Raw genomic sequence first — 19041 nt, forward strand, 5'->3', positions numbered from 1 at the left:
CCACGCCGTGGGGATCGTAGGTCAGATCTTGGTCGTTGTCCTGTCTCTCTATCTGGTGTTGCTCATCGGAAGAATGATCTTTGAGACGGTGCAGTCGTTCGCCCGTCAGTGGCGGCCCTCCGGTGTCGTGCTGGTCCTCGCTGAGGCCACATACACCGCAACCGACCCACCTCTCAAGTTTCTCCGCCGTTTCATTCCTCCCCTCCGGTTGGGTACGGTGGCCTTTGACCTAAGCTTCACAGTCCTCTTCATCGTGGTGCTGATCCTGATCCAGATCGCCGGATCGTTCGCCAGATGACGGACCCGTGGGGTCCGGTCGAGAACCGACTCGTGTCCGCGCTGAAGTGATTCGGGTCTGCCTTCTCCGGACAGACTCCAAGCGCGCCAAGGAGACCAAAAGATGCCGCTGACGCCCGCTGATGTGCGGAACAAGCAGTTCAGTACCACCCGGCTGCGGCCGGGCTACGACGAGGAAGAGGTCGACGCCTTCCTCGACGAGGTGGAAGCTGAGCTTGACCGCCTGATCCAAGAGAACGAGGAGCTCCGCGCCAAACTGGCCGAGTGCCTGCGTGGGAAGGTGCCCGGCGGCATGAACATGCCCATGGCCTCTGCCCCCGTGCAGGAGCCGAAGGTCGAGATGCAGCTGCCCCCGCAGCCGGAGCCCCTGCGCGCCCCCGAGCCGCAGCCGATGCCCCCGCAGCCGCAGCCCCAGCCGGTCGCCATGAACATGCCTCCCGCCGAGGACAACATGGACACCGCGGCCCGCGTGCTCGCCCTGGCCCAGCAGACGGCCGACCAGGCCATCGCCGACGCCCGTCGCGAGGCCGACGAGACCGTCACCCGCGCCCGCCGCGAGGCCGACGAGATCCTCACCAAGGCCCGCCGTCAGGCCGAGCAGGTCATCGGCGACGCCCGCGCCCGGGCCGAGACGCTGGAGCGCGACGCGCAGGAGCGTCACCGCCAGGCCATGGGCTCCCTCGTCCAGACCCGCGACGAACTCGAGCGCAAGGTCGAGGAGCTGCGCAGCTTCGAGCGCGAGTACCGTTCCCGCCTCAAGCTCTACCTGGAGAACCAGCTCGCCGAGCTGAACGTCTCCGCGGAGGGCAGCGGCGGATTCCCGGTCATGTCGGGCGGCCCCGGCGCCCCCGCCATGACGCACGCCGTTCCCCAGGGTGGTCAGCCTCCGCTCCCCGGTGGCCCCAGCCCGTTCGGCGCGGAGGCTCCGCAGGGCGCTTTCCCCGGCGCCGACGGCCCGCACAACGACCGCCGGTAAAGTAGCGGGTCAACTGGACCCGTCACTCGAGAGAGCCCCCTGTGATCCTTATCAGTGCTGGTTTGGTGCTCGCGGCGGTCGTGTTGCTGATCGCGGGCTTCGTGCTGGCAAAGCCGTTCCTGATCATGTGGTCCATCGTGGTGAGCGTGCTTTCCGCGTTGTTCCTGGTGATCGGAGCGCTGCTGCGGCGTCATGAGCTGTTCCCCGGCGGACGTGCCGGGGCCACGGCCACCCCTCCCGACCCCAGGTTGGGACATCCGCAGCCGCCACACGCCGGCCAGGCACCCGTGGGAATGCCGCCGTCGCCCCAGCGTCCCCCGACGCCCCAGCAGACGGCGCCCCAGCCCGTACCCCGCCGGCCCGCGGGAGGCGGGATCGCACCGGACGCCATCGTCCTGGTGATCCCCGGGCGCAAGCGCTACCACGTGCCGGGATGCCGCCAGCTGATCGGACGGGATCCCGAGGAGCTCACCTTCGTGGAGGCGCGCGAGGAGGGCTTCTCGCCCTGCACGAGCTGCCTCCCCGACGCGGCGCTCGGCGGACGGCAGCTACCACCTGCCGCCGATCCCGAGCCCGTCACGCACCACCAGGCGGCCTCGCCGGAGACACCGGTCTCCGCCGAGCCCTCCGCGCTGTTCTCCGAGGCGACCCGCGACGTCCGGCCACCGGCCCCCGTCGCAGCGCCGAAGCCGGCCCCCGCCGCTTCCACCCCCAGCCCGGAGCCGGGCGCCGGCCAGTCGGGCGGCTGGTTCGCCCCCAAGAGCACCCCCTCCGGCCCGGCCCAGCCCGCCGACGACCCCGCCGCCTCCGAGCGGTCCTCCGGTACGGCGGTGCCACCTGCCGGCCCGGCGTCGTCCGGTGGCCCGGCAGAGCCCTCGGAGCGGGCGAAGCCATCGGAAGAGGCGAAGCCCGCCAAGGAAGAGGACGCCGGGAAGACGGGTGAGCCGAAGCCCACCGGCCAGGCAGAGCGCACCACGGAGTCCCCGGCGGACAAGCCCGAGCGGCCCGCGGGACAGTCCCGGCCGGCGCCGGTGTTCGACGAGACCGACGCCGAGATGACCAACCCGCACATGCGGCTCCCGGCCATCGACGTGACCGCCAAGCCTCCGGTCACCGCCGCCCGGCCCGGCGGCGACGCGCCGAAGCCCGCAGGCAAGACCACGGGAAGCGCTGAGAACGCCGCCAAGGACTCCAAGACCCCCAAGGCTCCCGAACCTCCGCGAACCCCGGCCGGCCGCCCCGAGCGGGACGACGAGGGCGGCAAGCCCCCCTCCTCCCGCGACGCGGGCTCACCCGCCCGGAACGGCACCCCGAAGCCCGCCGACGCCCCCAAGGCCAAGGACGAACCGGCCTCCGAGGACAGGGACGGCGACGACCGCCCGGGCACGGTGAAGGTCATCGTCGGCACGCGCCGCTACCACAGCACCGCCTGCCCCCTGATCCGTGGCGCGGGCGACACCGGCGTGGAGACCATGTCCCTGGCGCAGGCGGAGGCGGCGGGCCTGACGAGCTGCTCGGTCTGCCAGAACGACCGCGAGTCGGTCAGCTGATCCCGGACACACGAAAGCGCGGCCCCGGATCCCGGAGGCCGCGCTTGCCGCGTGACGAGGTCAGACGCGCCGCAGCCGGAACGTCAGGCCCAGGTCCGCGTCGCTGAACTCCGGCAGCTCCGCCGCCCCTTCGTGCACCGACGAGGCCAGCACCTCGTCCGCCACCAGCCCGCCGTCGGTGCGCAGGGCACCGGCCAGCTCGGGAGACGACGTCTGCCACCACAACTCGATCCGGTCCGTGATGGCCAGCCCGCTGGACTTGCGGGCGTCCTGCACGAGCCGGATGACCTCACGGATCAGCCCGGCGCGCCGCAGCTCGTCCGTCATGGCCAGGTCGAGGGCGACGGTCTCGCCGGTGCCGGTGTCGATGGCGCCGGTCTCGACGGCCCAGCCGGAGCGGGGCTGTTCGGTGACGATCACGTCGTCGGGCCCGACGGAGACGATGCCGAGATCGTCCGTCTCGAGCTCCGCCGTACCACCCGAGCGCAGGACGCGGGCCAGCGCGGCGGGGTCTGCGGCGGCGACCGCGCCGGCGACGACCTTGGTCTGGGAGCCGAACCGCTTGCCCAGCGCCCGGAAGTTGGGCTTGACCGTGTAGGAGACGAGGTCGGCGCTGTAACCGGACATGTCCTCCAAGGTCTGGACGTTGAGCTCGTCGGCGATCAGGTCGCGCAGTTCGACGGGCAGCGTGGGCCAGTCGTGGGCGCCGACCAGGGCGCGGCCCAGCGGCTGGCGGGTCTTCACGCCGGAGGAGGCCCGGGCGGAGCGGCCCAGTTCCACGAGGCGGCGGACCAGCGCCATCTGCTGGGACAGCACGGGGTTGAGCAGGTCCTCGCGTACGGCGGGCCAGGACGTGAGGTGGACCGAGGCCGGGTCGCCTTCCCGGCGCAGCACGTCCCACAGGTAGTCGGTGACGAACGGGGTGATGGGCGACATGAGCTGCGTGACCGTCGACAGGCACTCGTACAGCGTGGCGAAGGCGTCCGGCGACCCCTGCCAGAACCGGCGGCGCGAGCGGCGCACGTACCAGTTGGACAGGTCGTCGAGGAACTCGGCCAGGCGGCGTCCCGCGCGCACCGTGTCGTACTCGTCCAGGGCCGCGGTCACCTCGGCGACCGTGCGGTGGAGTTCCGCGAGGGCCCAGCGGTCGATGAGGGGGCGCTCGGCGGCCGGGGAGGCGTCCGCGGCGGGCGTCCAGGACGAGGCGTTGGCGTACAGCGTGAAGAAGGAGGCGGTGTTCCAGTAGGTCAGCAGGACCTTGCGGACGATCTCCTCCAGCGTGCCGTGGCCGACGCGGCGGGCTGCCCAGGGGGAGCCGGAGCAGGCCATGAACCAGCGCAGCGCGTCGGCGCCGTGCTGGTCCATCAGCGGGATGGGCTGGAGCACGTTGCCGAGGTGCTTGCTCATCTTGCGGCCGTCCTCGGCGAGGATGAGGCCGAGGCAGAGCACGTTCTCGTAGGAGGACTGGCCGAACACGAGGGTGCCGACGGCCATGAGCGAGTAGAACCAGCCACGGGTCTGGTCGGTGGCCTCGCAGATGAACTGGGCCGGGTAGACGCCCTCGGGCCTGCCGCGGGCGCCCCATTGGGCGAACGGCATGGAGCCGGAGTCGTACCAGGCGTCGATGACGTCGGGCACGCGCCGGGCCAGGCCGCCGCACGCCGGGCAGTCGAAGGTCACGTCGTCGACGTAGGGGCGGTGGGGGTCGAGGGAGGAGAGCTCCTGGCCGGCCAGCGTGCCCAGTTCCTCCAGGGAGCCGACGCACGTGACGTGGGACTCGTCCTCAGCGCACACCCACAGCGGCAGCGGCGTGCCCCAGTAGCGCGAGCGCGACAGCGACCAGTCGACGTTGTTGCGCAGCCACTCGCCGAAGCGCCCCCACTTGATCGTGTCGGGGAACCAGTTGGTCTTCTCGTTCTCGGCCAGCATCTGGTCCTTGACCGCGGTGGTGCGGATGTACCAGGAGGGGAGCGCGTAGTAGAGGAGCGGGGTGTGGCAGCGCCAGCAGTGGGGGTAGCTGTGCTCGAAGTGGCCGCCGCGGAACAGCAGGCCGCGGGCGCGCAGGTCCGCGGTGAGGCCCTCGTCGGCGTCCTTGAAGAACTGACCGCCGACCATGGGCACGTCGTCGAGGAAGCGGCCGTCGGGGCCGATCGGGTTGACGACCGGCATGCCGTACCTCTTGCAGACGGCGAGGTCGTCGGCGCCGAACGCGGGCGCCTGGTGGACCAGGCCGGTGCCGTCCTCGACCGTGACGTAGTCGCCGAGCACGACGTAGTGGGCGCCGGGACCCTGCTGATTGTTCCCCTCGCTGCGCTCGGGGAAGGCGACCAGGTCGAACGGGCGGGCGTAGGAGGTGCGCTCGAGCTCGCGGCCGGTGAAGCGGGCCACCTCGGTGGCGCCGTCGCCCAGCACGGCCAGCAGCGGCTCGGCGACGACCAGGACCTCGCCGTCCGCGGTGCGCGCCGCGACGTAGGTCACGTCGGGGTGTACGGCTACCGCGGTGTTGGAGACCAGGGTCCACGGGGTCGTCGTCCAGACCAGCAGCGCGGCGCCGAGCTCCTGGAGGCGGCCGGAGGTGGCGGGCATGCGAACGTAGACCGACGGGGAGGAGACGGTCTCGTAGCCGCCGGGCTGGCCGAGCTCGTGGTCGGACAGGCCGGTGCCGCAGCGCGGGCAGTAGGGCGTGATGCGGAAGTCGCGGAAGAGCAGGCCCTTGTCGAAGATGACCTTCAGCGACCACCAGACCGACTCGACGTAGGAGGCGTCCATGGTCCGGTAGGCGGTGGACAGGTCGATCCAGTAGCCCATCCGCTCGGTGAGTTCCTCGAAGGCGTCCACGTGACGCAGGACGGATTCGCGGCACTTGGCGTTGAACTCGGCGATGCCGTAGGTCTCGATGTCCTTCTTGCCGGACAGGCCGAGTTCCTTCTCCACGCCGACCTCGACCGGCAGGCCGTGGCAGTCCCAGCCCGCCTTGCGCGGCACGCTGAAGCCCTGCATGGTCTTGTAGCGGGGGAAGAGGTCCTTGAAGACGCGGGCCTCGACGTGGTGGACGCCGGGCAGGCCGTTGGCGGTGGGCGGGCCTTCGTAGAAGACCCAGGACGGGTTGCCTTCGTTCTGCTCGATCGAGCGCTCGAAGATCTTCCCGTCCCGCCATCGGTCGAGGACCTCGCGCTCGAGCGCGGGCAGGTCGACCTGCGCGGGAAGAGAGCGGAATGAAGGGGAAGACATCTCGGGCGGGACCTCCACGCTGGTCATGAGGCTGACATGGTGCGTGAAGGGACGAAGCCGTGCGGCTCCGCGGTACCACCCTTCTTGGCCCCGGATAGGGACCCTCTTCGTTCGGGCTGCGGCCGGTTCTAGTGAGCTCGGGAAGAGCCGTTCTTCCGGCGGCTCCGGGGTGATATCCCTCACAGTCGGGCCCCATCAACGCCTTGCAGGCTCAAACCATAACGCAGAGTGGGGCGAAAGACTTCCCCGTTTTCGGGTGGCAGCGTCCGTGGCGGGCAAAGGGGTGGGAATGCTCGTTCCAGCGCAGGAGTTGAATGCGCGGGGCGGGATAGTACGGGAGGGGTAAACCGATCGGCGGGTCGTTTGCCGATCCGTTATCGGGCACCTAAGCTGCCCGCACCATTTACGGCCTTGATCAGCATGGAGGCAGCCATGGCGGCAGTCACGCAGACCGCTACCCCGTCGATGTGGTCAGAGCAGGAGCTGGCCGAGGTTCGCGAGTCCCTGCAAAGGGAGATCGACGAGCTCAACGCGGACATTCTCCGCCACGAGACGGAGATCGCCTCGGGTGATGTGACCCAGGGCGCCGGCGACGACCAGGCGGACGCCGGAGCCAAGACTTATGAGCGCGAACGCGAGATCGCCCTTACCCTGAATGCACGCGACCTGGTCGCGCAGAACGAACGTGCGATCGCCAGGATCGACGCAGGGACCTATGGAGTGTGCGAATCGTGCCAGAAGCCGATCGGCAAGGAGCGCCTGCAGGCGTTCCCGAGGGCGACGCTGTGCGTGACGTGCAAGCAGCGGGAGGAGCGCAGGTAAAACGCAGGCTCCTGCTGCTGCTGGGCGGCCTCGCCTTCGTCGTCTACGTAGCCGACCTGGTCACCAAGACCGTCGTGCTGCGGACGCTCGAAGGCGAGCCGCCCAACGTGATCATCCCGGGGGTCCTGCAGTTCCGGGTGATCTTCAACTCGGGCGCGGCGTTCAGCATCGGGACCGGGATGACGTTCGTGTTCACCATCATCGCCGCGGGCGTGGTGGTCGCGATCATCCGCACCGCCCGTAAGCTGGCCAGCCTGCCGTGGGCGATCACGCTGGGCCTGCTGCTGGGCGGGGCGCTCGGCAACCTCACCGACCGGCTGCTGCGCTGGCCGTCCGGCTTCGGCCGCTCGACGCAGCTGCAGGGGCACGTGGTGGACTTCATCGAGGTGCTGCCGGGCAACTTCCCGATCATCGACTACTTTCCGGTCTTCAACATCGCCGACTCGGCGATCGTGTGCGGCGGCATCCTGGCGGTGATCCTGGCCTGGCGCGGCCTCCAGATCGACGGCACGAGGGAGATCAAGAAGTGACCGAGCAGCGGAGCCTGCCCGTGCCCGACGGGCTGGAGGGCGAGCGGCTGGACGCCGCGCTCTCGCGGCTGTTCGGCTTCTCGCGCACCCGTGCCGCCGAGCTGATCGGCTCCGGTGAGGTGCTGGTGGACGGCAGGGAGGCGGCCAAGTCCGATCGCGTGCACGCCGGCGCGTGGCTGGACGTCACGATGCCCGCCCCGGTCACCACGCCGATGCCGGTGGCCGAGCCGGTGCCGGGCATGACGGTCGTCTACGAGGACGACGACATCGTGGTGGTCAACAAGCCGATCGGCGTGGCCGCCCACCCGACCGTCGGCTGGACCGGGCCCACCGTGATCGGCGGCCTGCTCGGCGCCGGGCACACCATCGCCACCAGCGGCGCCGCCGAACGCCAGGGCATCGTGCACCGGCTGGACGCCAACACCACCGGGGCGATGGTCGTGGCCAAGAGCGAGCACGCCTACTCCCACCTCAAGCGCGCCTTCAAGGAGCGCACGGTGGACAAGCGCTACAACGCCCTGGTCCAGGGGCATCCGGACCCGTTCCGCGGCACCGTGGACGCGCCGATCGACCGGCACCCGGCCGGCGACGGCCGCTGGGCGGTGGTGGCGGGCGGCAAGCCGTCCGTGACCCACTACGACACGATCGAGGCGTTCCGGGCGGCCTCACTGCTGGACATCAAGCTGGAGACCGGCCGCACCCACCAGATCCGGGTGCACATGTCGGCGCTGCGCCACCCATGCGTGGGGGACCTGCTGTACGGTGCGGACCCGACGCTGGCGGCCCGCCTCGGGGTGACCCGGCAGTGGCTGCACGCGGTCTCGCTGGGCTTCGAGCACCCGTCCACGGGCGAGTGGACGTCGTTCTCGACGGACTATCCCGAGGACCTCCAGAAGGCCCTCGACCTGGTGCGCGCCGAGTCCTGATCACCGGCGCGCCCACGGCCTGGCTGTGCTCACAGTCTGTCCGTAGCGGTCACGGTTGCGTTCCCTGTCTTTTACGGCAGGCCACCCCCACCCCACCCGCCGACGCGGGCGGGCGCCGATCGTGGGGGTCGCTTCTCACGCCGGACACACGACCCGCCGCAACGGCGCCCCCTTGACCACCTGGGTGGTCAGGACGGCAGCACGCTCTGCGCCACCCGGTGAACGTTGTCCCGGTCGGCCCGGGTCCCGGTGACCGAGACCACGGCCCAGGCGCCGGGCTTCCACTGCCAGGCCAGCTCGGTGGCCCCGGGCCGCAGCACCGGCTCGTCCAGCCAGTACGCGGCGCCTTCGTGCACCGGCGGCGCCTTCGTGACCGGGGCGCCGGGTGCCGCGGGCAGGACCTCGGCCAGCGTCGGCGGGATCTGGTCGCCGGGGTAGATCTCGATGATCGCGTCGCCTCGGTCGTCCGCGCGGGGGGTGTCCAGGCGCAGGGTGACGCGCTGGCGGTCGCGATGGGTCACGTCGCTCTCGGGGGTGAAGCCGCCGGCCGATCCCACGGTCGCGGGCCGGCTGCCCGGCTGGAACAGCTCCGGAGGCGGCGTCGTGGAAAGGCTCGGGCTGGGCGTGGCACCCGGCTCCTCCGCCGCGGGGGATGTGCCCGGCTCTCCTGTCGCGGGCGTCTCCGCCGTACGACCCTCGGCCGGCTGGGCGACGGGGATCACGTTGCCCGGCGGATCGCCCGCGCGGGTCAGCACCACTGCCGGGACGATCACCGCCACGGCCGCCGCCGCCACGCTCGCGCCGATGGCCCGCCTCATCCTGATCCGTCTCCGTCCCGCCGCCATCGCGGCCGCCACACTGACCCCGGGCCCGTCCTGGCCGGAGGCGGATTCACGCAGCGGCGCCAGTACCCGCCTGGCCTCGCGCTCATCGGCATCCATCGCGCACCAACCCCTCGAACCCCGCGGCCGTCTCACCCAGCAGCTTCCGCAACGTCGCCAGCCCGCGGGCGGACTGGCTCTTGACGTTCCCGGCCGAGCAGCCGAGGATCTCGGCCACCTCCGCCACCGGCAGGTCATGAAGGAAGCGCAGCACCAGCACCGCCCGCTGCCTGGGCGGCACCTGCGCCAGCGCCGCCCGGACGACCGAGCGGGTCTCCACGTCGGGGCCGTGCGCCGCGGGCGGTTCCGGTACGGCGCCGGCCAGCCGTACTCTGCTCCACCAGCCGAGCCGCTGGTCGTTGAGGAAGCAGCGCACCACGATGGCGTCCACGTACCGGTTGAGGTCGGCCGCCTGCCGGGCGCGTCCCCAGTTCACGTACAGCCTGGTCATGGCCGTCTGCACCACGTCGTCGGCCCGGTGCGGATCCCTGCACAGGTGGTGGGCCAGCCGTCGCAGCGACGGCAGCCTGGCGTTGACGTAGTCCACGTAGTCCTGTTCGTGCGCGGCCCGCACCGCCACCTCCCCGCCGGGTTGATCGGGACATCCTTCCGTTCGTGAGACACGGCCGGGCGGGGGAAAGGTTGCATCACACGTCCCACACCCACACCCCGCCCTCCTGCCGTCCCTCGCCCAGCAGCCGGGTGAGGGCGGCGCGCAGCGCCTCCTGCCGTTCGTGGGGGCCGAGGACGACGGCGTCGGCCTGCCAGAAGGCGAGGTCCTCGCGGGCCAGGCGGCGTTCCTCCTCGCCGATGGCCGGGAGCCGGCCGGTGTCGCGGACCTCGCGCAGGAGGGTCGCCGTGGGCCGGGGCGCCACGCCGTACACGCCCTGCCGGCCGGGGCCGTAGGGGCCGACGAAGTAGCCCTCGGGCATCGGGAAGCCGAGCCCGGCGTCGATCTGCCAGCGCAGGGCGGTGGCGTCCCCGGCGTCCGGGGGCGGGGCGGGCACGAGGGAGCGGCCGGGCGCCACGTGGGCCCGCCAGGCGCCGGTGGTGAAGAAGGCGGGCGTGGGCGCGCGGTCCCCGGCGGCCAGCGGGAGCGGGAAGACCGGAATGAGCGCTTCGGCGAGGGCGAGGCAGAGCAGCGTCCGCACGGGCAGCCCGGTCCAGGACAGGCCGAGGGCGTGGTCGGCGGCGACGGCCAGCAGGACGCCGACGGCGGCGGCGGTCACGAGCGTGAAGCGCGACTCCAGCACCGATTCGAACAGCGGCAGGCCGGACAGCACTCCCCACGGGCCGGCCATTCCGGTTTCGGCGCCGCCGAACGTGATCTCAGGGCCGAGCGACAGCACCACGCCCGTGAAAGCCGTCAGGCCCGCACCCACCACGACCGGCTTGCGGCGCAACCAGAGCACGATCCCGATCGCCAGCACGGCCAGCGGCCAGCCGAAGAAGGCGTTCTGCTCGGTCCGGTTCATCGACAGCGACCCGGCCACCGCCTCGTCGCCCGCCAGCGACCGCCCGGCATGGGCCACCAGCGCCTTCACGTCGTTGCCCGCCGGACCGTGGATCAGCCCGTCGTAGCTCTGCGGGCCCGCGAACTGGTAGACCAGCGCCGCCCCGGTCAGCGCCACGCACACCAGCGCCGCCACGCAGACCCCGCCCAGCATCGGCCGCAGCGCCGGCAGCGCCCCCTGCGGCCCGGCCGGGCCGTAACCGGGCCAGAAGACGGCCAGGCCGTACCCGAGGCAGAAGACGGCCAGGCCCACGAAGGCCAGCAGCAGCGCCTCCTCGCCCAGGAACACCTGGTAGGCGGCGAGCAGCCCGAGCAGCGTCCCGTCCCGCAGCACCCGGCGGCGCCGGTGCAACGCCACCACGCGGGCGCAGATCAGCGGGATGACGAACAGGACGACGAAGTTCGGATGGGCGTTGGCGTGGGAGACGATCGGCGGGGCGAACCCGCAGAACGCCGCGCCGACCCCGGCCGCGGCCCGGGAGGCGATCACGTGCCGCGACAGCAGCCGGTACCAGGCGAACGCGCTGCCGGCCAGCCCGAGTGTCAGCACCACGGTCCACGTCGCCGTCGGGCCCAGCAGGAGCGTCAGCGGCGTCAGCGGAACCGACAGGCCCAGCATGACCGTGTTGGCCATGAGGTTCACCCCGAGGGGGTGGTTCTGGAGGGTGGTGAAGAGCGGGAAGTCGCCGCCGGCCACGTTCCGGGCGGTGACGGCGAAGAACCACTCCCACTGGTTCTGGTCCTGGCCGCCGTCGACGAGGTAGCCGCCGGACCACAGGCCGGACAGGACGTAGCCGGCCAGCGCCAGGCAGCCGAGCGCGAACGCGGCGTCGGCCCGCCACCCGTGCCTCATCGGGCGATCACCCCGCAGATCTCGGTGAGCACGCGTAGGTAGTGATGCGGCCGGACCTTGGAACCCGCCCGGTGCGACCACCGCACCGGCACCTCGTCCACCCGCCAGCCCGCCCGCGCGAACAACCGCAGGATCTCCACGTCGAACGCCCACCCGTCCACGCGCGCCGGGGCGAAGGCCGCCCGCGCCTTCTCGCCGTCGAACAGCTTGAAGCCGCACTGGGTGTCCCTGATCCCGGGTACGGCCAGCGTGCGGATGAGCAGGTTGCCCAGCGTGCCCAGGATTCTGCGGGCGGCCCGCTGGGGCACCTCCACCCGGGCGCCCGGGCAGGCGCGCGAGCCGATCGCCGCGCAGGCCCCGGCCGCCAGGCGTTCGCGCAGCAGGTGCAGGTCCTCGATCGGGGTGGCCAGGTCGGCGTCGGTGAACAGCACCTGCCGGCCCCGGGAGGCCAGGACGCCCCGCCGTACCGCATGGCCCTTGCCGCGGTTGGCGCGCCCGGCGAGCAGGCGCACGCGGGGATCGGCCAGGGCGGCGCGGGCGGCCAGGGCGGCGGTGCCGTCCGCCGAGCCGTCGTCGGCGACGATGACCTCCCAGGTCAGGCCCGTGGTGTCGAGGTGGCGGCCGACGGCGGCCAGGGCGGCGCCGAGCCGGTGTTCCTCGTCGTAGGCGGGGATCACGACCGAGAGGTCGGGCGGGGTCTGGCTCATGCCCTCCTGGACGGGGCCGGGCACGCGGGAGGTTGCACGCCGGCGCCCCATCGGGATCCGGCGGGAAGGGGATCGCCCCCGGCCCCCGGGTCCGGCCGGGGGCGATCCACGCTAACCGGCGGGCAGTGCGTCGCGGGACAGGAAATCGGTGACGAACCCGGTGGTGTGCGTGCCGGTGGCGAACTCGGGCTGGGCCAGCAGCGTGCGCAGCAACGGGACGGTCGTGGCCACGCCGGGGCCCTCGACGGCGAACTCGGCCAGCGCCCGGTCCGCCCTCGCGATGGCCTGTTCCCGCGTGGGCGCCCAGACGACCAGCTTGGCGACGAGCGAGTCGTAGTCGGGCGGCACCCGGTCGCCCTGCGCGAAGCCGGAGTCGACGCGCACGCCGGGGCCGCCGGGCGGGCGGAAGACGGTGAGGCGGCCGGGCGTGGGGCGGAAGCCGTCCGCGGGGTCCTCGGCGTTGACACGGCACTCGATGGCGGCGCCGGTCAGCGTCACCTGCTCCTGGCTCAGCGACAGCGGCTCGCCCGCGGCCACCCGGATCTGCTCGGCGACCAGGTCCACGCCGGTGAGCAGTTCGGTGACGGGGTGCTCGACCTGGATTCTGGCGTTGATCTCCATGAAGGTGGCGTTGCCGGCGGCGTCCACGAGGAACTCCATGGTGCCGGCGCCGGTGTAGCCGACGTGGCGGGCGCCGGCCACCGCGTACTCGCCGAGCCTGCGGCGCACGCCCTCGGGCAGCAGCGGGGAGGGCGCCTCCTCGACCAGCTTCTGGTTGCGGCGCTGCAGCGAGCAGTCGCGCTCGCCCAGGTGGATGACCCGGCCGGTGTCGTCGCCGAGCACCTGCACCTCGACGTGCCTGGCCGCGGGGACGAACCGCTCGATGTAGACGGAGCCGTCGCCGAAGACCTGCTGGGCGAAGGCGGTCGTGGCCCGGTAGACCTCGCGCAGCTCGGCGGCGTCCCGGGCGAGCGCGATGCCGCGCCCGCCACCCCCGGCGGCGGCCTTGACGATCACCGGGTAGCCGATCTCGGCGCCGGCCTTCTCCGCGTCGGCCGGCGAGGGCACCGCGCCCTCGCTGCCGGGCAGCACGGGCAGCCCCGCGCCGGCCATGATCGAGCGCACCCGCGCCTTGTCGCCGACGAGCTCCATGACCTCGGGGCGGGGGCCGATGAACGTGATGCCGCGGGTGGCGCAGACCCGGGCGAAGTCGGCGTCCTCCGACAGGAAGCCGTAGCCGGGGTGGATCGCGTCGGCGCCGGTGCGCAGCGCGGCCTCGATGACGGCCGGGACGTAGAGGTAGCTGCGCCGGGCCGGGGCGGGGCCGATGTGCACCGCCTCGTCGCAGGCGGCCACGTGCCGCGCCTCGCGGTCGGCGGTGGAGTAGACGGCCACCGTGGGGATGCCCAGCTCGCGGCAGGTTCTGGCGACCCTGACCGCGATCTCGCCGCGGTTGGCGATGAGGATCTTCACCGGTCCACCCTGATCCGCATCAGCTCCTGGCCGTACTCGACCGGCTCGGCGTCGCCGGCGACCACCTCGACGACCTCGCCGGAGCAGTCGGCGGCGACCGGGTTCATCAGCTTCATCGCCTCCACGATGCCGATCGTCTGCCCGGCCTCCACCCGGTCGCCGGCCCGCACGAACGGCGGCGCGCCGGGCTCGGGCGCCAGGTAGAAGGTGCCGACGAGCGGCGCGGTCACGACCGCGAGCCCCGGATCCTCCGCCACGGGCTGCCCGGCCGGCGGCGCCTCGGGCGCGGCCCCCGCCCATGCCACCTCCAGCGAGCACTCGCCCAGGCGCACCGAGACCGACGCCACCGGCCCCGGCACCGTCTTGACGAGATTGCCCACCTCCTCGCGCAGCAGTCGCAGCGCCGCGTGCAGATCCTGCTCAGTCACCCTCGGCCACCCCCAGTCTGCGGAACCGCTCGTACCTGTCCTTGCGCAGCTGCGCCCCTTCCACCCCGGACAACTCGCCCAGCGCCTCCAGGACGGCCGCGCGCAGCGCGTCCATGGCCGCCGCAGGGTCCTCCTGCGCCCCGCCCGCCGGCTCGGGCACGACGCCGTCCACCACGCCCAGCCGCAGCAGGTCGGGCGCGGTGATGCGCAGCGCCGAGGACAGCTCCGCCGCGCGGGAGGGGTCGCCGTGCAGGATCGTGGAGCAGCTCTCCGGGCTGATCACCGAGTAGACGGCGTTGCTCAGCATCAGCACCCGGTTGCCCATGGCCAGCGCGAGCGCGCCGCCGCTGCCGCCCTCGCCGATGATCGTGGCCACCACCGGGACGGTCAGCTCCGACAGCCCGGCCAGGCACTCGGCGATGGCCCACGCCTGGCCGCGGTCCTCCGCGCCGACGCCCGGGGCGGCGCCCTGGGTGTCGACGAACGTCACCACCGGCAGGCCCAGCCGGTCGGCCAGGCGCATGAGCCGCAGCGCCTTGCGGTAGCCCTCGGGGTGGGCCAGGCCGAAGTTCCTGGCCACCAGCTCCTTGGTGTCGTGGCCCTTCTGGTGCGCGACGATCATCACGGGGGCGCCGCCGAGCCGGGCGAAGCCGCCGACGATCGCCGGGTCGTCGCCGTGCAGGCGGTCGCCGTGCAGCTCGACGAAGTCGGTGCACAGGTGCCAGACGCAGTCCAGCGCCGTGGGGCGGGCGGTGTCGCGGGCCAGCCGTACCGTCTCGTGGGGGAGCGGTAGGCGGGTCAGCTCGGCGGCGTCGCGCACCACGATCGGCGCGGCGGGAGGCTCGGGCAGGCGCTGGGCAGCCAGCGCCAGAAGCCTGGCCAGCAGGGGGCGCAGGCCGTCGCGGTGCTCGACGCGGTCGAGCATGCCACGGGCGAACAGGTACTCGGCGCTCTGGAAGCCCTCCGGCAGCTTCTCCCCGGTGGCGGCGGCGATGACCCGCGGGCCCGCGAAGCCGATGAGCGCGCCCCGCTCGGCGATCAGCACGTCGCCCAGCGTGGCGAAGGAGGCGGTCACGCCGCCGAAGGTGGGGTCGGTGAGCACGCACACCGACAGCACGCCCTCCTGCCGGAGGCGGCGCATGGCCTGGGCGGTCTTGCCCATCTGCATGAGCGAGAGCGTGCCCTCCTGCATGCGGGCGCCGCCGGAGGCCACGGCCAGGACCAGCGGGGTGCGGGTGCGCGCGGCCAGCTCGCAGGCACGGGTGACCGCCTCGCCCGCGGCCGAGCCCATGCTGCCGCCGAGGAAGGCGAAGTCCATGACGGCCACGACGGCCGGACGGCCGCCGATCGACGCCTCGCCGTAGATCACCGCGTCGGCCAGGCCGGTCCTGGCCCTGGCCCGGTCCAGGCGCTCGGTGTAGGGGAGGGTGTCGGTGAAGCCCAGCGGGTCGGCGCCGCGCACCTGGGGTACGGCGGGGCGGAAGGAACCCTCGTCCACCAGGGTGTCCAGCCGCTCGGCCGCCGTCAGGCGGTGGTGGCGCCCGCACTCCGGGCAGACGAAGTGCGCGCGGGCCAGGCGCGGCAGGTAGACGATGGCCGAGCAGCCGGAGCACAGCGTCCACTCGTCGGTGACGACCGCGGTCACAGCGCACCACCGGCCGGGCTCCAGTGGTAGAAGCGCGTGGCCATCGCGTCGGCCGGGCCGCGCCACGTGGCCGGGTCGTAGGGGAGCACGTGCGGGCTGAGCTCGTCGCTGAGCCGGCGGAAGTCCTTGCGCGCGCGGGCCTCGGCCATGGCCTGGCCGGCCGGGCCGGCGAAGTCGACGACGTGGAAATACAGCTCGTGGTAGTGGTACAGCTCGCGCCTTCGCACGCCGAGCGCGTGGGGGAGCCCGCCGGTGTCGGACTCGGCGAACAGGCGGGCGACCTCGGAAGCGCTGCCCGGATTGAGCCTGGCGACGATGAGGATCCTTTCGGACACGTGACCTCCTGGTGGATCGAGCCGCTGTGTCCGTCTCACCGTAGGAAGCGCCCGCCGCCGGTGTCGCCCACCGCGTGCCTGATTGGCGCCCTCCCCCGCGCGGTGGAGGACCCTAACGCGGGGAGGAGGGAGGCTGTTGCGGTCTGCTTGGTTGCGGTCTGCTTGGTTGCGGTCTGCTTTGTTACGGCAGGCCGCCCCCACGCCACCCGCCGTCGTGGGCGGGCGCCGATCGTGGGGGTCGCTTCTCACGTCGGACGGGGTCCTCGCCGCTACGGCCCGCCCTGGCCCCCTGGCCGGTACGGATCCCGCCCATCGCCGTCATCGGCCACAATCAGACACCTATCAGCTGTCGGGCCACGCCCACGTAGCCATACGATCACCCGATCAAGGACCGCGATGTCGATATACGAGAGTCTGGCAATCCTTCACCGCGCCGCCGAATCCGGAACGGTCATCGTCACGGCGTCGGAGCCCGCCTCCGCCGAAGCGGTCCGCGACCGCGAGACAGGGCTGAAGCCCCATTTCGGAACCGTCGGCTGGACGGCTCCGCCCAGCTACCGGGCTTTCCTCGCCGAGCACAACACCTTCGCCGGTAAGCGCTGGGACGTCTCATCCGGCAGGTACATCGAGTTCGTCGTCGTCGGTGACGATGCCATCGTCGAGCTGAACTCCGATCTCGTGCATATGCCGGAGCACGTGGACCGCGGCGACGGCCGGTGGCTGTCCACCAACCACCTGGTCGGCTTCGCCCTCGCCGATGCCGGCAACGAGGCGGTCTGGTGCTTCGACGTCACCCAGCCGGACGCAGACGGCGAATACCCGGTCTACTACCACCACTACGACGATCAGGAAGGGCGCGCACGCTACGTCGAGGGCGGGGACTGGGAGGACCCGGCCAGCTCCACCCCGGACTTCCCCACGTTCGGCGCCTGGCTGGGCGCGATGGCCGACGCGTTCACCGCGCCTGAGCCACCGAGCTGGTTCGGGCAGCTGGGCTCTCCGGGCTTCTACCCGGAGCGGTAGGAGGCCGTACGAGCGGAGTGCGGATGATCGTGCCGGCGAGGCCGGAGAACGCGTCGACGACGATGGCCTGTCCGTGCGACCTCCTAGGCGGTTTCCTCGCTGCCGGTGTTGTCTCCGGACTGTTCGGAGCTGTCCTCCGCCTCCTGCTCTTCCGACGGCTCCACCGTTCCCGGGCGCTTGTCGTCGGTCTTCGTGGCCGACCGGGTGGGGGAGGGGGTCTTGGTGGGCTTCGGCTTGGTCTTGGTGGGTTTCGGCTGGCGGGTGGGGGTGGGGTCGGGTGTGCTGGGCCGTACCGAAGGCTCGGCTGACGGCGTGGCCGACGGGGTGGACGACGGGGTGGACGACGGTGTCGACGGTGGCACGGACGGGGCGGAGCTCACGGAGGGCGGGGCGCTCTGGCTGGGTGTGCTCTGCACGACCGGCGTCACCGGCGCCCGGGGTGTCGTCTCCCGGCCTGACAACCACGCCCAGCCGCCGGCCGTCAGCGCGACCGCGACCAGGCCCCCGGCCATCGCGCTCACCCGGCCCGCCCCCCACGTCCGGCGCCGGGTAGCGGTGCCCGCTCGCGCCGGCACGGTGCCCCCTCCCGCCGCCGCGGCGCCTGCCCCGGCCGCGCCCGCTCCCGCGGCGCCCGCTCCTACCGGAGGAGCCTTAGCGGCACTCGTGCGCCTTGAGCGCGAAGCCCCTGCGGGGTTCGTACCCCCTGGGCGCAAATCCCCCGCCGCACCCGCACCAGCCGCGCCCGCACCCACCGCACCAGCCGCGCCCGCACCCACCGCACCCGCCGCGCTCGCACCAGCCGCGCCGGCTTCCGCCGCGTCCGTTCCCGCCGGGGGCGAGGCTCCTGCGGCCTCCGTTCCCGCCGGGCGCAAAGGCCCCGCGGCGCTCATGTCCGTCGGGCGCGTGGCATCGGCGTCCGCCGGACCCACCCCGCCGGGCGCACTCCCCGCGGCCCCGGCCGGCCACCCCACGTTCCCCGACCGGCCGGTCGAGACGGGTGCGGGGAGCGGGCCCGTAGGTTCGGGAGGCCGGGCGGTGGTGATGGCGTGGAGGCGGTAGGCGGCCTCCTCGGCGGTCATGCGGTTGGCCGGGTTCTTCTCGAGGAGGCCGAGGATGACCGGGGCCAGGGCGCCGGCTCTGAACAGCGGGGCGGGTGGGTCGTGGAGGACGGCGCCCAGGGTGGCCAGGGCGTGGGGGCGGCGGAAGGGGGAGTGACCCTCCACGGCCACGTGCAGGGTGACGCCCAGCGACCACAGGTCCGCGGCGGGGCGGGCGGCGCCTCCGGCGGCGCGTTCCGGGGCGATGAAGGCGGGGGTGCCCACGAGGATGCCGGTGCGGGTGATGGAGGCGTCGTCCTCGGTGGTGGCGATGCCGAAGTCGGTGAGCACGGTGCGGCCGTCGTCGGTGAGCAGCACGTTGTCCGGTTTCACGTCCCGGTGCAGGACTCCGGCGGCGTGGGCGGCGTTCAGGGCCTCCAGGAGCTGCAGGCCGATCCACGCCGCCTCCGCCGGGGCGAGCGGGCCGTCTTCGCGGATCCGTGCGCCCAGGGTGCGGGAGGGCACGAACTCCATGACGATCCACGGGTGCCCGCCCTCTTCCAGCACGTCGTAGACGGCGGCCACGCCGGGATGCGCGACCCGGCCGGCCGCCCGGGCCTCGCGCAGGGTGCGGGCGGCGAACTCCGCGCGCTCCGGTCCGCTCAGGTTGTGGGGCGGGCGGAGCTCCTTGACGGCCACGTCCCGGCCGAGCACCTCGTCGTGCGCCTGCCAGACGGTGCCCATGCCGCCGCGGCCGATGGTCCTGACGAGCCGGTAACGCCCGCCGACGAGCCCTGCAGGATCGGACATGCGG

Annotated in this window: 17 protein-coding genes; 7 read left to right on the top strand and 10 right to left on the bottom strand. The window is 72.8% G+C overall.

The window, feature by feature from the left end; translation table 11 throughout:
* Positions 1-7: 7 nt before the first annotated feature.
* The 3 genes from FVE25_RS02370 to FVE25_RS02380 all read left to right on the top strand — a co-directional run bounded on the left by FVE25_RS02370 (position 8) and on the right by FVE25_RS02380 (position 2823).
* Positions 8-298, top strand: coding sequence for a YggT family protein (locus tag FVE25_RS02370; RefSeq protein WP_157244698.1), 291 nt, complete (start codon positions 8-10; stop codon positions 296-298).
* Between the two features lie 102 nt (positions 299-400).
* A complete protein-coding gene (locus FVE25_RS02375; protein WP_157244699.1) occupies positions 401-1273 on the top strand; it encodes a DivIVA domain-containing protein in 873 nt (290 codons plus the stop codon).
* A 41-nt stretch (positions 1274-1314) separates the two neighbouring features.
* Entirely contained in the window at positions 1315-2823 is a 1509-nt protein-coding gene (locus tag FVE25_RS02380; protein WP_157244700.1) for a hypothetical protein, read from the top strand.
* Between the two features lie 60 nt (positions 2824-2883).
* On the opposite strand, the gene ileS is transcribed toward FVE25_RS02380, so the two are convergent.
* Positions 2884-6081, bottom strand: a complete 3198-nt coding sequence (gene ileS / locus FVE25_RS02385; RefSeq protein ID WP_246266535.1) for an isoleucine--tRNA ligase — start codon at positions 6079-6081, stop codon at positions 2884-2886.
* A gap of 405 nt (positions 6082-6486) precedes the next feature.
* Here ileS and FVE25_RS02390 point away from each other — a divergent pair, with 405 nt between their 5' ends.
* The 3 genes from FVE25_RS02390 to FVE25_RS02400 are packed head-to-tail and all read left to right on the top strand — an operon-like array spanning position 6487 to position 8332.
* On the top strand, positions 6487-6876 hold the full coding sequence (locus FVE25_RS02390; protein WP_181019421.1) for a TraR/DksA family transcriptional regulator: 390 nt from the start codon (positions 6487-6489) through the stop codon (positions 6874-6876).
* Entirely contained in the window at positions 6840-7406 is a 567-nt protein-coding gene (lspA, locus tag FVE25_RS02395; RefSeq protein ID WP_281367793.1) for a signal peptidase II, read from the top strand. The genes FVE25_RS02390 and lspA overlap by 37 nt, the downstream gene beginning before the upstream one ends.
* Positions 7403-8332 carry an RluA family pseudouridine synthase gene (locus FVE25_RS02400; protein ID WP_157244702.1) on the top strand — a complete coding sequence of 310 codons (930 nt, stop codon included), beginning with the start codon at positions 7403-7405 and terminating at the stop codon, positions 8330-8332. Before lspA ends, FVE25_RS02400 begins: the two co-directional genes overlap by 4 nt.
* Positions 8333-8520: 188 nt before the next feature.
* On the opposite strand, the gene FVE25_RS02405 is transcribed toward FVE25_RS02400, so the two are convergent.
* The 8 genes from FVE25_RS02405 to FVE25_RS02435 form a co-directional block, all read right to left on the bottom strand.
* A complete protein-coding gene (locus FVE25_RS02405; RefSeq protein WP_157244703.1) occupies positions 8521-9273 on the bottom strand; it encodes a hypothetical protein in 753 nt (250 codons plus the stop codon).
* On the bottom strand, positions 9260-9787 hold the full coding sequence (locus FVE25_RS02410; RefSeq protein WP_157244704.1) for a SigE family RNA polymerase sigma factor: 528 nt from the start codon (positions 9785-9787) through the stop codon (positions 9260-9262). Before FVE25_RS02410 ends, FVE25_RS02405 begins: the two co-directional genes overlap by 14 nt.
* A gap of 73 nt (positions 9788-9860) precedes the next feature.
* Positions 9861-11579 (bottom strand): glycosyl transferase, encoded by a 1719-nt coding sequence (locus FVE25_RS02415; RefSeq protein WP_219825270.1) that lies wholly within the window; start codon positions 11577-11579, stop codon positions 9861-9863.
* A complete protein-coding gene (locus tag FVE25_RS54240) occupies positions 11576-12286 on the bottom strand; it encodes a dolichyl-phosphate beta-glucosyltransferase (RefSeq protein WP_219825271.1) in 711 nt (236 codons plus the stop codon). The genes FVE25_RS02415 and FVE25_RS54240 overlap by 4 nt, the downstream gene beginning before the upstream one ends.
* Before the next feature lie 111 nt (positions 12287-12397).
* Entirely contained in the window at positions 12398-13759 is a 1362-nt protein-coding gene (locus tag FVE25_RS02420; protein ID WP_219825272.1) for an acetyl-CoA carboxylase biotin carboxylase subunit, read from the bottom strand.
* A complete protein-coding gene (locus tag FVE25_RS54915) occupies positions 13756-14187 on the bottom strand; it encodes an acetyl-CoA carboxylase biotin carboxyl carrier protein (RefSeq protein WP_157244705.1) in 432 nt (143 codons plus the stop codon). The genes FVE25_RS02420 and FVE25_RS54915 overlap by 4 nt, the downstream gene beginning before the upstream one ends.
* Positions 14180-15832, bottom strand: coding sequence for an acetyl-CoA carboxylase carboxyltransferase subunit alpha (locus FVE25_RS02430; protein WP_157244706.1), 1653 nt, complete (start codon positions 15830-15832; stop codon positions 14180-14182). Before FVE25_RS02430 ends, FVE25_RS54915 begins: the two co-directional genes overlap by 8 nt.
* Positions 15829-16167 carry a TcmI family type II polyketide cyclase gene (locus tag FVE25_RS02435; protein ID WP_157244707.1) on the bottom strand — a complete coding sequence of 113 codons (339 nt, stop codon included), beginning with the start codon at positions 16165-16167 and terminating at the stop codon, positions 15829-15831. Before FVE25_RS02435 ends, FVE25_RS02430 begins: the two co-directional genes overlap by 4 nt.
* A gap of 396 nt (positions 16168-16563) precedes the next feature.
* On the opposite strand from FVE25_RS02435, the gene FVE25_RS02440 reads away from it, so the two are divergent.
* Complete coding sequence (locus FVE25_RS02440; RefSeq protein WP_157244708.1) at positions 16564-17190, top strand: SMI1/KNR4 family protein; 627 nt, start codon at positions 16564-16566, stop codon at positions 17188-17190.
* Between the two features lie 83 nt (positions 17191-17273).
* Here FVE25_RS02440 and FVE25_RS56155 read toward each other — a convergent pair whose 3' ends face one another.
* Complete coding sequence (locus tag FVE25_RS56155) at positions 17274-19037, bottom strand: serine/threonine-protein kinase (protein WP_157244709.1); 1764 nt, start codon at positions 19035-19037, stop codon at positions 17274-17276.
* Between the last annotated feature and the right edge of the window lie 4 nt (positions 19038-19041).

Source organism: Nonomuraea typhae (genome assembly GCF_009760925.1).
In the GTDB taxonomy this organism is placed as follows: domain Bacteria; phylum Actinomycetota; class Actinomycetes; order Streptosporangiales; family Streptosporangiaceae; genus Nonomuraea; species Nonomuraea typhae.